Raw genomic sequence first — 16,222 nt, 5'->3', positions numbered from 1 at the left:
CCAACACTTAGCACTCATCGTTTACGGCGTGGACTACCAGGGTATCTAATCCTGTTTGCTCCCCACGCTTTCGAGCCTCAGCGTCAGTTACAGACCAGAGAGCCGCCTTCGCCACTGGTGTTCCTCCATATATCTACGCATTTCACCGCTACACATGGAATTCCACTCTCCTCTTCTGCACTCAAGTCTCCCAGTTTCCAATGACCCTCCCCGGTTGAGCCGGGGGCTTTCACATCAGACTTAAGAAACCGCCTGCGCTCGCTTTACGCCCAATAAATCCGGACAACGCTTGCCACCTACGTATTACCGCGGCTGCTGGCACGTAGTTAGCCGTGGCTTTCTGGTTAGATACCGTCAGGGGACGTTCAGTTACTAACGTCCTTGTTCTTCTCTAACAACAGAGTTTTACGATCCGAAAACCTTCTTCACTCACGCGGCGTTGCTCGGTCAGACTTTCGTCCATTGCCGAAGATTCCCTACTGCTGCCTCCCGTAGGAGTCTGGGCCGTGTCTCAGTCCCAGTGTGGCCGATCACCCTCTCAGGTCGGCTATGCATCGTGGCCTTGGTGAGCCGTTACCTCACCAACTAGCTAATGCACCGCGGGTCCATCCATCAGCGACACCCGAAAGCGCCTTTCACTCTTATGCCATGCGGCATAAACTGTTATGCGGTATTAGCACCTGTTTCCAAGTGTTATCCCCCTCTGATGGGTAGGTTACCCACGTGTTACTCACCCGTCCGCCACTCCTCTTTCCAATTGAGTGCAAGCACTCGGGAGGAAAGAAGCGTTCGACTTGCATGTATTAGGCACGCCGCCAGCGTTCGTCCTGAGCCAGGATCAAACTCTCATAATAAAAGTTAGAACAATCTTGCGATTGTTAAGCTCAATTTGTTTGCTAGCATATTGCTTGCTTGTTAAAAATGTTTGTTGTCTTGAATTGAATCAAGACGCCCTACACATTTGGTTCGTCTATTCTTTGTTCAGTTTTCAAAGGTCTACGTTACCTCGCAGCAACTTTTACATCATAACAAACTTTCGTTTGAATGTCAAGAACTTTTTTCAAAAGTTTTTTCAAGTTGTTTTGCTCGGTTGTTGTCGTCTGTTGTGACAACTTCTATATCTTATCATTATCTCAGTTGTTTGTCAACAACTTTTTAAAACTTTTTTGTTATTTTATAACAAGTTTTTTTGATCAAATGATTGATTTAAAAGCAATCTCTTTAACGACTTTGTTATTCTAACATGTTATTTATCTTTTCGTCAAGAAAAATTTTTAACTTTTTAAAACTTTTTTCTTAACGAACTGTTTGTCAGAACAGATATTAATATACCAAGGATTTTTCTAAAACGCAACTATTATTTTGCAGAAAAATAACATTTTTTTCAATTTCGAACGATGAATATTTTCTGCAAAGAAAACATTCGTTTCTTTATCTTATAATCCCTTTTCTCTTACTGAAATGTTCGTTAATCATTCGTAAAAAAAGCAACGTACTTTATTGTACGTTGCTCTCTTCTTTTATTCCAGCGATTGGGATAAAAATTCTAAAGATCGTTCCTTGATGCAATACGCTTTCTGCATCAATACGTCCTTTATAGTTTTCGACTAATTGTTTTGCAATCGATAGACCTAAGCCATTACCGCCTTTATTTCTTGCACGGGCTTTATCTACTCGGTAGAATCGATCAAATATTTTCTCCAAGTCTTCTTCAGTGATTCCTTCACCAAAATCTTGCACAGCTATTTCAAATTCATTCATCGTTCGAGAAATGGAAATATGCACTTCTTTTCGATCTGTTGAATATTTAATCGCATTATCTAATAGAATAATTAGCAATTGTTCAAAGTGATTACGATAGATTTTCAGTTCAACTTCGGTTGGTAAATCGTCATCTAATGTGATATGAAACTCAGGATAAACCAATTGGAAGTTATTAAATACTTGGTAGACTACTTGTTTAGCATCTGTTCGTTCATTTGCATATTGGGTGTCCACTTGTTCAGCGCGTGAAAGGTCAAGCATTTCTTGGACCAAACTCTTCATACGACTAATTTCTTGTAAACTGGCCTTTAATGATTCATCTAAAATTTCAGGATCGTCTTTCCCCCAACGATTTAAAAGGTTTAAATGGCCTTCCATAATCGCAACGGGCGTTCTTAATTCATGGGAAACATCTTCAACAAACTGCTCTTGTTGTTCGATATAGCGTCTCATACGATCTAACATTTCATTAAAGATTTCCGAGATATCTGCTAACTCATCTCTCGTATTAATCTCCGGCATGTGGACATCTGATTGCGGGTCTTTGCGGATTGTATCCATCGTATCTCTCAATACTTTTAATGGTTTTAAGAAATAAGAAGAGAGGATAAAGCCTAAGACACTACTTACAATCAGAGAAATCACTTCTAAAACTACAAGTGTTAATAATAAATGATTACGAATTTCATAAAAAGAAGAAAGTTCATAAAACGCTTGAATATAGCCAATCTTTTCTCGTGTTTCTTTTGAAAAAATAGGTTCCACGGAATAAAAACCGGTTTTATCAAAAACGGTTCGAACAACAGGTAATTGTCGATCCAATTGTAATAACTTATCATATTCATTTTGTGTTTTAAAAACTAGCTTTTGGTTTGTGTCATACACAGATAAATAAAGTTCTGGTTGTCCTAGTTCAGATATGAAACTGTCCATTTCCATAAACGAACCTTCTACTGCTGTATGCTTATTATAGTAGTTTTCATCTCTTTCACTCGGCGTTTTTAAATAGTCAAAAACGTCTGTTACCGTTAAATTTTCATTGGCATTAGCTAATCGATTTGTTACTTCTGCAATCGTTGCTTCGACATTTTCCTTTTCTTTGGCAACAATAAGACTGACAGAAGACTTATAGGTAATCACCGCAAAAATGGTAAAAACTACAAATATAAAGAAAGAACTTGCGAAAGCCCACTTTATAGTTAAAGATGGGCCTTCCAGTTCTTTTTTAATCGTTCTTTTCATTAATTAGTTCTCACGAACGCATAACGTAGCCAGTTCCACGGACAGTTTGGATGTAGCTTTCTTCTCCAGGTACGTCAATTTTATTTCGCAAGTAGCGGATATATACATCCACAACGTTTGTTTCTACTTCTGTTTCATAGCCCCAAACTTTATTTAGTAACACATCACGTGCCAAGACAACGTTCACGTTTTCCATTAGCGTTAATAGTAATTCGTATTCGCGTTTTGTTAATTCAATCATTTCAGAATTACGACGAACGACACGATTTTCTTTTTCAATTGTTAAGTCACGATATGTAATCGTTGTTTGTTTTGCAACGTTTTTATCGCCCTCAATATCAATACGACGAAGTAACGCACGTAAACGAGCTAACAATTCTTCAATTGCAAATGGTTTAACAATATAATCATCCGCTCCATGGTCTAAACCAGAAACACGGTCAATTACTGAATCACGCGCAGTCATCATAATAATTGGTGTATTTTTCACTTGGCGAACACGGCGACATACTTCTAATCCATTCAATTCTGGTAACATCAAATCAAGAAGGATAGCATCCCATTCGTTGTTAAGAGCGGCTTCCAATCCTGTACGACCATTGTAGTGTACTTCTGTCGTATACCCCTCATGTTTTAATTCAAGCTCAACGAATCTCGCTAAGTTCTTTTCATCTTCAATAATTAAAATGTTGCTCATTTGATTAATTGTCCTTTCTCTTTAAAAGCTATACTCAAGCTCAACCTTTTTATTCCTTACTACTTATTAGAGAATTACTACTCAATCTGTCTGGTTCTTTTTTAAGCCACAGTAAAACCATGAGCATGGTGAGCCACACTCATGGTCTCCAGCGTGTTTATTCTTCGTTGTACCAGCTATAATGGTAGATTCCTTCTTTGTCTGTGCGTTCGTACGTATGAGCACCGAAGTAATCACGTTGTGCTTGAATTAAATTCGCTGGTAAGCGATCTGAACGATAAGAATCGTAATAAGCAATTGCAGATGAGAATGTTGGTACAGGAACACCTGCTTGAACAGCAATCGCAACAACTTCACGAACGGCTTGTTGATATTTTTTCGTAATTTCTACGAAGTATTCATCTAACAACAAGTTTTCAAGTGCTGGATTTTTTTCATATGCATCGGTAATTTTTTGTAAGAATTGTGCACGGATAATACAACCTGCTCGCCAGATTTTTGCAATTTCACCAAATGGTAAATCCCATCCGTATTCTTCAGAAGCTGCACGGAGTTGTGCAAACCCTTGCGCATAACTCATTAATTTACTAAAGTATAATGCTTCGCGAATTTTTTCAATCAATTCTTTTTTATCGCCTGCAAAGTTAAAGGCTGCAGGTTTTGATAAAATGCCACTTGCTTTTACGCGTTCTTCTTTGTAAGCCGAAATAAAACGTGCAAATACTGATTCTGTAATTAATGGTAATGGTACGCCAAGATCTAACGCACTTTGGCTTGTCCATTTACCTGTTCCTTTGTTGCCTGCTGCATCAAGAATAACATCAACGATTGGTTGGTCGGTTCCTTCATCATCTTTACGTGTCAAAATGTCAGCCGTGATCTCAATAAGGTAACTGTCTAATTCGCCTTCGTTCCATTCTTTGAAAATCTCTGCCATTTCATCAACAGATAAACCTAAGATTTGTTTCATTAAATCGTAGGATTCAGCAATTAATTGCATGTCCCCATATTCAATCCCATTATGAACCATTTTTACATAATGTCCAGCACCATTTGGGCCAATGTAAGTCACACATGGTTCACCGTCTTCTGCTTTAGCTGAAATTTTTTCAAGAATTGGCGCAACTAACTCATACGCTTCTTTTTGTCCGCCAGGCATGATAGATGGTCCTTTCAAGGCTCCTTCTTCTCCGCCAGAAACGCCAGTACCAATAAAGTTAATTCCTGAGTTTGCTAGTTCTTCATTACGTCGCATTGTGTCTTTGAAGAACGTATTACCGCCATCAATTAAGATGTCGCCTTTATCAAGGTGTGGTAACAATTCTTGGATTGTCGCATCTGTTGCAGGTCCAGCTTTAACCATCAACATAATTCGACGAGGTTTTTCAATCGCATTCACAAATTCCTCAATTGAGTATGTTGCTTGAAAGTTTTTGTCAGGATGTTCTTCAACCACTTCTGTTGTTTTTGATCCTGTACGGTTATACAGCGCAACTGTATAGCCTCTGCTTTCAATGTTTAAAGCAAGATTTTTTCCCATGACAGCCATGCCGACTACGCCAAATTGTTGTTTTGTCATTTTATGACCTCCTATATTATAATCAACGAAAATTCTATGAGCATTCTCTTATAATCCTCACTATTATAACGCACTATCTTTCATATGAAAACAATATAGTGCCAATAAATTTCCAATTTCTTCATATTTTCTTAAAAAAATACAAATCCCCTAGGCTCCATGGTTAGCCTAGGGGATTCAACATTTCAAAAAATGTTTTTATGCTTATGCTTCTTTAGACATTACGTCTTTTCCATCGTAGTGACCACATGCTGGACATACGTGATGGCTTTTTTTCATTTCACCACAGTTTGAGCATGCATTTAAGCCTTTGATTGTTAATTTGTAGTGTGTGCGACGTTTTGCTTTTTTCGCTTTAGAAGTTCTTCTAGCTGGTACTGCCATTGTTGTTCCACCTCCTTGTAAAGATGCGTGTATTTACATACACAATATATTCCAACCTAGCTGTTATCTTCCTCTTCAGCATTATCGCTGAGTAATTCTGATAGTTTAGCCAGACGAGGATCCACTGTTTGTTCTGCTGCTTTCTGCTTACTTTCCAAATATGCTTCTTCTGAAATCACTTCCCAGTCATTGCCACTTGGCATTTCTTGACTGTTTTGTTCTTCTTCTGTAAGCACTTGAATTGGAATGGACAATAGAATGTTGTCTTCGACAGATTCATCTAAATCAATTGTTGGCTTGTCCAATAAAATAATCTCTTCAGCTGCAAATCGTTCATCTCTTGTATCCATTTGTTCTTTTGTCATAAAGACTTCATCGACCGTGATTTGCATTGGCAAAGCCACAGGTTCTAAAGAACGGGATGAAGGAACGGTTACAGTTACCTGAATAGTATAATGAAGTAAATATTCTGATTTATTGACTGCTAATAAGCCTTCTACTTTGATTGGACTTACATCCAACAAGGTATCATCTCGTTGAAGAAGCTCTTCTTTAAGATGCAATGTTTCTGAAAACACTAGCGGCTCTTCTTTGTATTTATTTAATTCTAACAAAGACCACTTCATAATTATCACTCCTAAGCAACAAAAGCTATTATACAGGGGTATGAAAGCTTTGTCAATGAAATTTTCTTGACAGCCCTTTCTTATTTCCTGTTTTTCTTTCGTTTTTTTTATAATTGTTTTTCTGTTGAAGATAACTTAGCGCTTATTTAATTAAATAACAAAATTTTTGTGTGAAATAACATAAATAATTTAAAACTCAGACATAATTTTACTGTTTGCGCCCAACTCTTTATTTACTGAATACGTGTTTTCTGAACATTTCGTACTACTGTCTTCTTTGTAAAAAAAGCTGAGACAAACTGACGAATCGGTTTGTCCCAGCTTTGCGTCCGAGTACATATTGCTTAAAATCAAATGATTGAATTAATTAGACTTAGATAGCTGTTGTTGCTCCGCGGTAAACAATACCACGACGAGGATCAACAGTAATCACTTCGTCATTATTAATTAATGATGTTGCATCTGCAGCACCTACGATAACTGGAATATTTTGCGCAATCGCTACAACAGCTGCATGAGAAGTTAAACCACCTTCTTCAACAACTAATGCTGATGCTTTTTCAATTGCTGGCATGTATTCTTTATCTGTTGTTTTTGTAACTAAAATAGCTCCTTCAGTCGCTTTAGCAACTGCTTCTTCAGCAGTTCCTGCAACAACGGCTTTTGCAATAATTGCTTCTTCGCCGACACCTTGACCTTGAACTAATTTAGAACCGATCATTTGAATTTTCATTAAGTTTGTTGTGCCTTTTTCGCCAACTGGAACACCAGCAGTGATAATGATTAAATCACCTTCTGAAGCATAACCTTCTTCTTGTGATACTTTTGAAGCTAAATTAAACATTTCATCTGTGCTTGATGGTTTGTCAGCAACTGTTGCGTAAACACCCCATGATAATGATAAGCTACGTGCTTTTTGTTCTGAGAACGTAATTGCAACGATATGTGCTTTTGGACGGTATTTAGAGATCATACGTGCTGTATGGCCTGATTCTGTTGCCGCAACGATTGTTTGGATACCCAAGTTACGTGCTGTATGGCCAACAGATTGTCCGATTGCTTCAGTCATATCTGTTTTGCTATATAATTTCAATGCGAATGAATCTTGGTTAACTAATGTTTCTTCTGTACGAACTGCAATACGAGCCATTGTTTGAACAGCTTCTAATGGGTAATCCCCTGCTGCAGTTTCGCCTGATAACATTACTGCATCTGTTCCATCGTAGATTGCGTTTGCTACGTCATTTGCTTCCGCACGTGTTGGACGTGGGTTACGTTGCATTGAATCTAACATTTGTGTTGCAGTGATAACTGGTTTACCTAAAGCATTACATTTTTTAATTAAAGCTTTTTGGACAACTGGAACATCTTCTGTTGGAATTTCAACACCCATGTCACCACGAGCAACCATTAAACCATCAGAAACTTTTAAGATTTCATCGATATTATCGATACCTTCTTGGTTTTCGATTTTAGGAATGATTTGGATGTGTGTTGCGTTTTCTTCTTCTAAAATTTTAGTGATTTCTAAAACGTCAGAAGCACGACGAACGAAGCTAGCTGCGATAAAGTCAATTCCTTGACCAATTCCGAAACGGATATCGTTAGCATCTTTTTCAGTGATCCCTGGTAAGTTTACAGAAACGCCTGGTACGTTAACGCCTTTTTTGTTTTTCAAGACGCCTTCGTTTTTAACAACTGTTACGATTTCGTTTGCATCACGGTCGATATCAGTTACTTCTAAATCGATTAAACCATCATCTAAAAGAATGTGTGAACCTACGTTTACATCATTGATTAATTCTGGATAAGTGATTGAGAATTTTTCATTTGTTCCTAAAACTTCTGTCATAGAAATACGTACTGAATCACCAATTTTCATTGTGATTGCGCCATTTTCCATGTCATTTGTGCGGATTTCAGGACCTTTTGTATCTAGTAAGATCGCTACGCGTTTCCCTGTAATTTTTACAGCTTCACGAATGTTTTTAATACGAGCACCATGCTCTTCGTAGTCACCATGTGAAAAGTTCAAACGGCAAACATTCATACCTGCATTAATTAAGTTTACTAGCATATCAACGGATTCACTAGCTGGTCCAATCGTACATACGATTTTCGTTTTTTTCATTACTAAAACGCTCCTATTCCAAATTTGTTTATACAAAGCTAATAAGATTAGCTAATATACAAGATTAAAAAGAAATTTCATGATTTAACTCATAAAGAGATAAATCTGGTTTGTGTTTATTGTTTTCTAACGTGTCAATAATATCAGCTGCAACTACTTGGTTATCTAACATACCGATACATAAACCGCCTTTGCCTTCTTTTAGAAGTTCAACAGCATATGACCCAAATTTACTTGCTAATACACGGTCACGAGCACTTGGCGAGCCCCCACGAACCACGTGTCCTAAAATTGATACACGCGTATGGAAATCACCGTATTCAGAAAGTTTATCAGCAAATTCATTTCCGCCCATTACGCCTTCTGCTAAAATGATTAAGCAATGTTTTTTCCCGCGGTCGCGGCCTTCTTGAATACGTTTGGCAACGTTTTTCATATCAAAATCATGTTCAGGAATAATGATTTCATCTGCTCCGCCTGCCACGCCTGACCACAATGCGATATCACCAGCGTTACGTCCCATTACTTCGATAACGAATGTACGAACATGAGAAGTCGCTGTATCACGAATTCGGTCAATTGATTCCAAAACAGTGTTAATTGCTGTATCAAAACCGATTGTGAAATCTGTTCCAGGAATATCATTATCAATTGTTCCAGGAATTCCAACAGCGGGGAAACCACGTTTTGTCAAAGCCATTGCGCCATGATAAGAACCGTCTCCACCAATAACAACTAAGCCTTCAATACCGAATTTTTTCAATTGTTCGATTCCTTTTAATTGCCCTTCTTCAGTAGCAAATTCAGGATAACGAGCAGAGTACAAGAATGTTCCACCACGTTGAATCTTATCGCCAACGTCAGCAACATCTAAACGACGGATGTCGCCTGCGACTAAACCGGCAAATCCATAGTTAATACCGTAAACTTCGATTCCATCAAAAATACTTTTGCGTACGACTGCACGAATTGCAGCGTTCATTCCAGGGGCATCTCCCCCGCTGGTTAAAATACCAATGCGTTTCATTCGCTATTTCACCTCATATAATATACTTTCAACTGCCAAAAGAAACCTTTTCGCAAAAATTGATATACAAAAATATTACGTCATTCATTTTACCATTAAAGAACCAAAATGTCTTGAGTTAAGAAGAAAAAAATGAAAAAAGTTGAAAACAACTAGTATTTTTTACCGTAAATCATTTGAAAATGACGTTTTGCTCGCCTAAAACGTAAGCTAATTGTTGCTGACTAGCGCTTGTATGAGCGACCCAGTTTTCTTCATTTAATACTATTTTCTTTCCTGTTTTTTCAAAATAGACAATCACTGGAATGTGTCCAGCATGACGACTGAGTACCTCTTTCATTTTCTGAAAAACGTCCGTTTGTTCGACATCTTTTGTAATTCTGATAAAACACGTTTCGTCACTAATTGATGTTTCTACTTGTTGCGCTTTTTCTATTCGTTGAACCAATATTTGCAATTCTTGATTGTACGTACTGCGTTCCACTTTTCCTTCCACATAATAAACTTGCCCTTTCTCGACACTCTGTCTTAACTGGCGAAAAACAGTTGGGAACAACGTTAGTGAAATACTTCCTGTTGTATCATCCCCATCAACAAAGGCCATTTGTTCTCCCTTTTTGGTCCGAATCGTCCGAATGTTTTTGACATAAATCAATAATTTCGTGGGCTGATTTTCAACAAGTTCATGAACAAGTTGCGTTTGCTTGGCTAAGCGTGTTTTTTTGAACTCTTCTGTCGGATGTCCTGATAAATAGACCCCTAAATATTGTTCTTCTTGTTCTAGTCGCTCTTCTAGCGGATAATCGGCAATTTCTTCTTCCTTTGGCTTCAACGTTTCTAACAAATCCATACTACCACCGCTGAGAAGAATACTTTGGATATTACTCTCTAAACCTACCGCTAATTGACGGCGATTGGGTGCAATTTCGTCAAATGCACCGATGGCAATCAATGGTTCGATATTTTCAACTTTCAACCACTTACGGTCAATTCGCAAAAGAAACTCATCGAACGTTTTGTACGGTCCATTTTCTCGGCGTTCATTTAAAATATTTTGAATGAAGTCTCGGCGGATTCCTTTTAAAGAACTAAAACCAAATAAAATTTGCTGTTGCTGATTTAGGTAAAAGCTGTAGTGACTTTGGTTAATTGACGGCTGCAAAATCGTCTGCTTGTTTTTTCTAGCTTCGCCAATATATTCTTTAATTTTTGTTGGATTATGACGAACAGAATGCAACAATGCGACATAAAAAGCACTCGGATAATGAACCTTCAAGTAAGCCATTTGAAAACCAATAAAGGAATAGGCAAATGCATGCGAGCGGTTAAAGCCATAATTAGCAAAGCGCTCAATATAATCGTACACTTGGTTAGCTGTTTCTTTGGGATAGCCTTGTTGTAACGCACCATTAACAAAATGATTCCGTTCTTCATCTAGCACATCTTTTTTCTTTTTACTAATGGCTCGACGTAAAATGTCAGCTTGCCCTAAAGAGAAGCCAGCCATTTTCGCAGCAACTTGCATAATCTGCTCTTGGTAAACAATAATTCCGTACGTATTTTCTAAAATGGGGGCGAGACTAGGCTCTGGATAACTAATTTGTTCCAAGCCTTTTTTCCGGCGGATGAAAACATCAATATTTTGCATCGGACCAGGACGATACAGGGCATTGACAGCAGCAATATCTTCAATGCTAGTTGGCCCTAATTTTCTTAATACATTCCGAATTCCAGCAGATTCAAACTGGAAAACGCCACTTGTTTCCCCTTTTCTAAATAAAGCCAGCGTTGTTTCGTCATCTAATGGAATCTGATTTAAACGAATGGTTCGATTATAGACGCGTTTAACAGCTGTAAGGGTATCATCAATGATAGATAAATTTCTTAAGCCCAAGAAATCCATTTTCAGAAGACCAATTTTTTCAACATCATTCATAGTAAATTGGGTCAATAAAATTTCATTCGATCCTGGTTGTAACGGAACCAAATTCAAAAGATTTTCATCACTAATTACCACACCTGCTGCGTGCGTAGAAACATGGCGAGGCAATCCTTCTAGCTGAACAGCTGTTTTATAGAGCAATTGATTATTTGGCGAAAAATTGACCAATTCTTGCATCCGTTTCGACTCTTGGTACGCTTCTTCTAACGTAATTTTCAGCTTGTTTGGGACAGCTGCCGACCAACGATTCGCTTCACTCTGGGACAACCCGAAAACACGTGCAACGTCCCGTAAAACCATTTTCGCAGCCATCGTACCAAACGTGGCAATTTGCGCCATGTGATAATGACCATATTTTTGACTGACATAAGCTAAAACTTCCTCCCGCCGATTATCAGGAATATCTAAATCAATATCGGGCATCGTGTAGCGTTCTGGATTCAAAAAACGTTCAAAAAGCAAATCATATTTGATTGGATCTACATCTGTAATTGATAGCACATAGGACACTAAAGAGCCTGCAGCTGAACCTCGGCCAGCGCCTGTAACAATTTGATTGTTATGACAGAAGTCCATCACATCCCAAACGATTAAAAAGTAATCATCAAAGCCCATATTGTGAATGATGGTTAACTCTTTTTCTAATCGTTTTTGGTAAACTTCATTTAGATGAGGCACTCTTTCTGGTAATTTTTCTAAACACAATGTACGTAAATAAGAACCAGCCGTTTGATTATCAGGCACAGGAAAATGCGGTAATAATTTTTGATGTAAAGGAATGTCAACTCGGCAATTTTCAGCTAGCTGAATCGTATTCTGGACCACTTCTGCACCAGCTATTTGAAGCATTTGTTCCATCGTCGTCTCTGCTTCACGCAAGTAATTCAGACCTTCTATTTCCGGTGTTTGGCTTGTAATATTCAATTGATTATTTTCTTTGATGCTCTCAAGAACAGTTACGGCAAAGCCTTCTTCCCTTGTTAAATGACGTACCTCTTGCAAAGCCACGCCAGGTAATTGTTCTCTTTGGTAAAAAGAAAAGAGCGCTGGATTGCGTTGTTGATTCATTGAAAAAGAATGTTCAACAAATAACGACTGAGGATCAAAATATGAAGCAAGTTGTTGGAAAGCGTGAACCGCTTGTTGTTCATCTTCAAAAAATGTTTGGGCGACTTCTCCTTTGGCTGACAAAGTCACGGCAAATAAATCACTTAATAAGGATTGATGTTCTGCTAAGTAAAAGGGACCCTCTGTCGTCATTTTGCTGCTAGATAGTTGCATTAATTGCTGATACCCTTTTAAATTTTTAGCAAATAAAAGCAACTCGGAATGCCCTTCTTTTTCTGCTGGGGTATATTCTAATCTTAAACCGATAATTGGTTGAATTCCCGCTTCTTGGCATGCTTCATAAAATTCAACCGCCCCATGCAAGACATTGATATCGGTAATCGCTAATGTTTGATAACCTAACGCTTTCGCTTGTTTTACATAGGAACGAATCCTAACCGTACTAGATAAAAGCGAATAGGAAGTAACGGTATGTAATTGTGGAAATGACATTGGACAGCTCCTTTTTGAATCCTTGCTATTTTTTGCCTCTTCTCTTATTTTCCTATCGCGGATTCTTTACTTTTAAAGAAAATATGCTAAACTAAGAGCTAGAAAAGAGGTGCTCATATGCGTTATCTTGTTGTATTTTTCTGGACCTTCGCATTAGGCCAAGTCGTTGGATATATCGGCGGTGCATTATCTGGTGGTTCATACGACTTTAAAATGACAACGATTCTATCGTTGGCAACAGCCGTTATTATTTTATTAATTGCACACTTTGCAGTACCGAAAGAAACCAAACCTGTTAAATAAGAAAAAACCAGTTACTAAAGTTATTGTAACTGGTTTTTTTATCTTTTCAACTGTTTAGAGCTTTTTATTTAAAACTTTTCGGAAATTAAAGAAGGACAACCCAATGTTTCCTAAAACGAAACAAGCGGTTACCAGAAAAACAGAAGAATAGCCAAAACCATGGGCAACTGTTGACCCTACCATCGGCCCTAAAACTTGACCGAAATTACTACACATCTGATTGTAACTATAAACTCTACTTACGCCCTCCGTTGGCGTTATTTTACTAATTAACGTATTAATTGATGGCATTAAAGCACCTGTTGAAAAACCTAAAAGGAATCGTAAAACACCTAACTGAAAAGGTGTTTGCACAAACGCCATGGGAATGTAACAAATAAAAGAAAGAATTAATCCGCCTAATAAAACTTTTTGGTTCCCAATGCGGTCCCCAATTTTTCCCAAAGTTGGAGAAGAAATAATTGCTGAAACGCCGGCAATCGAAACAATCAAACCACTAACAAATAATACATTCTCTGTATCGCCACTTAAAGATCGAATATATAGCGTTAAGATTGGGCTGATACTTGTAATTCCTAATTGTAAAATTAACGTAGTCACAAACAAACCAATCAATACTGAAACATGATCCATCTTACTAAAAATTTCTTTCGTCGTTAATAAATCCTTTTTCTCAACTGGTTGAAAATCTTCTTTAACTAAAAAGATAGTCAACAACGTTGTAATGAATAAAATAACACCGGTAATAATAAAGACATTTTCCATTCCAAACCACTGTGCCAACGCACCGCCAATCGATGGCGCAATTAACGTCCCAGCAATTGCACCTGTTGATAATGTTCCTAGAGCCCAGCCATTTTTCTCTTTTGGCGCCTGCGACGCAATCATCGCTGTTGCGTTAGGAATATAGCCGGATAAAATCCCGTTCATAAAACGCATAATCAACAGCCAGTATACATTAGGGACAAATGCTAACGCCCCCATTGTGATCGTCATTCCTGCTGCAGCCCGAATCATCATAATTTTCCGACCTTTTCGATCAGCTAAATTTCCCCAAATCGGTGCAACAATCGCAGCAGCAAACGCCGTGACAGAAATTGCCAATCCAGAAAACAACTCTACTTGACTCTTAGGCGTCCCTAATTGTTCAACATATACTGGAATAAACGGCATAACTAAGCTAATACTCGCCCCTGTAAAAAAGCAACCAATCCATGCGACTAATAAATTCTGCTTCCATTTTATTTTCATACTTTTATCCACCTTATCACCTCTTCACCTACCACTATACTCTAAAAGAGTGAATCTCTCAAAAGAAAATTCTTTTAAAAAAAGTCTGGCAGACCGGTCAAAACGACCAATCTGCCAGACTTCTTAACACTTGGGCTTAAGATAAATAGCTGAACAAATGCAACACCTTCGAAGCTAACCGCTGTTATCTCAGCCTCACTTCTGTTTACTATAAAATAGCTAAGATTACAAAGTTTAAGATAAACAACGCATCAATGACCCAAATAATTGGTGAAACTTCTTTGGCTTTTCCTTTGACTACTTTCACCACTGCATAAAAGATGAACCCAGCAGCAATCCCATAAGAGATGCTATAACATAATCCCATGAAAATTGAAGCAAAAAATGCTGGAATCGCATCTTCTAAATCCGTCCAATTGATGTCTTTGAAAGAAGCTAACATCATAATTCCCACTAAAATTAACGCTGGAGCCGTAGCTTGTGCTGGCACAATAGCAATAAGTGGTGAAAAAAGACTACTTAGGGCAAATAGAATTGCTACCACTACCGATGTCAAACCTGTTCGACCACCCGCACCGATTCCTGCTGCACTTTCTACATAAGTTGTCGTATTCGATGTACCAAAAATCGCACCGATAGATGTTGCAATAGCATCTGCAAATAGAGCTTTGTCCATTTTAGTGCTGAAGCCCTTACTATCTTCTAAAGCTAATTCATCTTCTTTAGAGAAAATTCCTGTTCGACGTCCCGTACCGATAAATGTTCCAATTGTATCAAACGTATCTGATAAACTGAAGGCAATAATGGTCATTAAAACTTGAGGAATTTTTGAAGAATCGCTAAACAATGACTGTAAGCCCTCAGCACCAAAAGCAGCGCCAAAAGTTGTACCTAATTCTTTAAATGAATTGCCCAACGAATTAGCATGCCAATCAACCGAAGCAGTGTCTACCACCCCCATTGGAATTGCGACTAACGTAGTAACTACAATGCCAATTAAAATAGCCCCACGAACATTCGTGACAACTAAAATCGTTGTTAAAACTAACCCAATTACCGCCAAAATAATGGCTGGATTATCAAAATTTCCTAAAGCGGGCACGATACTCGAACCATTCACAACACCATTTTGAGGTTCTGCTTGTACTGTGAAACTTAGTAAGCCAGCATTTTTCAACCCTACATAAGCGACAAAAATTCCAATCCCACCACCAATAGCATGTTGTAAACTCTCTGGAATTGCTTTAATAATCATTTTGCGAATTTTTGTCACTGTAATCAAAATATTAATCAAACCACAAATAAAAACCATTGCTAATGCTTGTTGCCAAGTATACCCCATCCCAAAAACGACCGTAAACGTGAAGAAAGCATTGAGTCCCATCCCCGGTGCTTGAGCGTAAGGTACATTAGCAAACAGCCCCATAATTAATGTACCGATGATTGAAGCAATAATGGTCGCTAAAAAAACAGCCTGAAAAGGCATCCCTGTTTCTGAAAGAATGGACGGATTAACAAATAAAATATAACTCATTGCAAAAAAGGTCGTAACCCCCGCCATTATTTCAGTTGATACCGTTGTCTTGTTTTCCTTTAATTTGAAAAACGTATTCATAATTGCACTTCTCTCCCTTAAAATCCATGTTTTCGAATAATTACTCTTTGATTATAAGAGAATCGCTATCTTTTTACAACAAAATATTAACTATTATATAT

Annotated in this window: 11 protein-coding genes and 1 rRNA gene (1 of these 12 only partly in view); 1 reads left to right on the top strand and 11 read right to left on the bottom strand. The window is 37.9% G+C overall.

The features are described 5' to 3' along the window. The 9 genes from IGK03_RS04545 to dnaE all read right to left on the bottom strand — a co-directional run. Window positions 1–854: ribosomal RNA gene (locus IGK03_RS04545) — 16S ribosomal RNA — on the bottom strand (it extends 707 nt beyond the left edge of the window). A gap of 643 nt (window positions 855–1,497) precedes the next feature. Continuing rightward, the gene (locus IGK03_RS04540; RefSeq protein ID WP_002363430.1) at window positions 1,498–3,006 is read right to left on the bottom strand and encodes a HAMP domain-containing sensor histidine kinase; all 1,509 of its coding nucleotides are present in this window, start codon (window positions 3,004–3,006) and stop codon (window positions 1,498–1,500) included. Window positions 3,007–3,016: 10 nt separating this feature from the next. After that, on the bottom strand, window positions 3,017–3,703 hold the full coding sequence (locus IGK03_RS04535; protein ID WP_002355954.1) for a response regulator transcription factor: 687 nt from the start codon (window positions 3,701–3,703) through the stop codon (window positions 3,017–3,019). Between the two features lie 157 nt (window positions 3,704–3,860). Beyond that, on the bottom strand, window positions 3,861–5,282 hold the full coding sequence (gndA, locus tag IGK03_RS04530; RefSeq protein ID WP_002355953.1) for an NADP-dependent phosphogluconate dehydrogenase: 1,422 nt from the start codon (window positions 5,280–5,282) through the stop codon (window positions 3,861–3,863). Window positions 5,283–5,486: 204 nt separating this feature from the next. Further along, window positions 5,487–5,666 carry a 50S ribosomal protein L32 gene (gene rpmF / locus IGK03_RS04525; protein ID WP_002355952.1) on the bottom strand — a complete coding sequence of 60 codons (180 nt, stop codon included), beginning with the start codon at window positions 5,664–5,666 and terminating at the stop codon, window positions 5,487–5,489. Window positions 5,667–5,722: 56 nt separating this feature from the next. Next, window positions 5,723–6,292 (bottom strand): YceD family protein, encoded by a 570-nt coding sequence (locus tag IGK03_RS04520; RefSeq protein ID WP_002363429.1) that lies wholly within the window; start codon window positions 6,290–6,292, stop codon window positions 5,723–5,725. Between the two features lie 373 nt (window positions 6,293–6,665). After that, complete coding sequence (gene pyk, locus IGK03_RS04515; RefSeq protein ID WP_002355949.1) at window positions 6,666–8,423, bottom strand: pyruvate kinase; 1,758 nt, start codon at window positions 8,421–8,423, stop codon at window positions 6,666–6,668. Between the two features lie 64 nt (window positions 8,424–8,487). After that, on the bottom strand, window positions 8,488–9,450 hold the full coding sequence (pfkA, locus tag IGK03_RS04510) for a 6-phosphofructokinase (RefSeq protein WP_002355947.1): 963 nt from the start codon (window positions 9,448–9,450) through the stop codon (window positions 8,488–8,490). 172 nt (window positions 9,451–9,622) lie between these two features. Further along, a complete protein-coding gene (gene dnaE, locus IGK03_RS04505; protein WP_002366416.1) occupies window positions 9,623–12,952 on the bottom strand; it encodes a DNA polymerase III subunit alpha in 3,330 nt (1,109 codons plus the stop codon). 117 nt (window positions 12,953–13,069) lie between these two features. On the opposite strand from dnaE, the gene IGK03_RS04500 reads away from it, so the two are divergent. Continuing rightward, window positions 13,070–13,255 carry a YjzD family protein gene (locus IGK03_RS04500; RefSeq protein WP_002355945.1) on the top strand — a complete coding sequence of 62 codons (186 nt, stop codon included), beginning with the start codon at window positions 13,070–13,072 and terminating at the stop codon, window positions 13,253–13,255. Between the two features lie 54 nt (window positions 13,256–13,309). Here IGK03_RS04500 and IGK03_RS04495 read toward each other — a convergent pair whose 3' ends face one another. Both IGK03_RS04495 and IGK03_RS04490 read right to left on the bottom strand, forming a co-directional pair. Further along, window positions 13,310–14,506, bottom strand: coding sequence for a multidrug efflux MFS transporter (locus IGK03_RS04495; RefSeq protein ID WP_002381323.1), 1,197 nt, complete (start codon window positions 14,504–14,506; stop codon window positions 13,310–13,312). Window positions 14,507–14,714: 208 nt separating this feature from the next. Beyond that, a complete protein-coding gene (locus tag IGK03_RS04490; protein ID WP_002355943.1) occupies window positions 14,715–16,121 on the bottom strand; it encodes an NCS2 family permease in 1,407 nt (468 codons plus the stop codon). Window positions 16,122–16,222 lie beyond the last annotated feature (101 nt).

The organism is Enterococcus sp. DIV2453a, assembly GCF_050533535.1.
Taxonomy (GTDB): Bacteria; Bacillota; Bacilli; order Lactobacillales; family Enterococcaceae; genus Enterococcus; species Enterococcus faecalis.
Note: the sequence above shows the minus strand (reverse complement) of the source record. Positions and strands in the feature narration are given on the sequence as shown.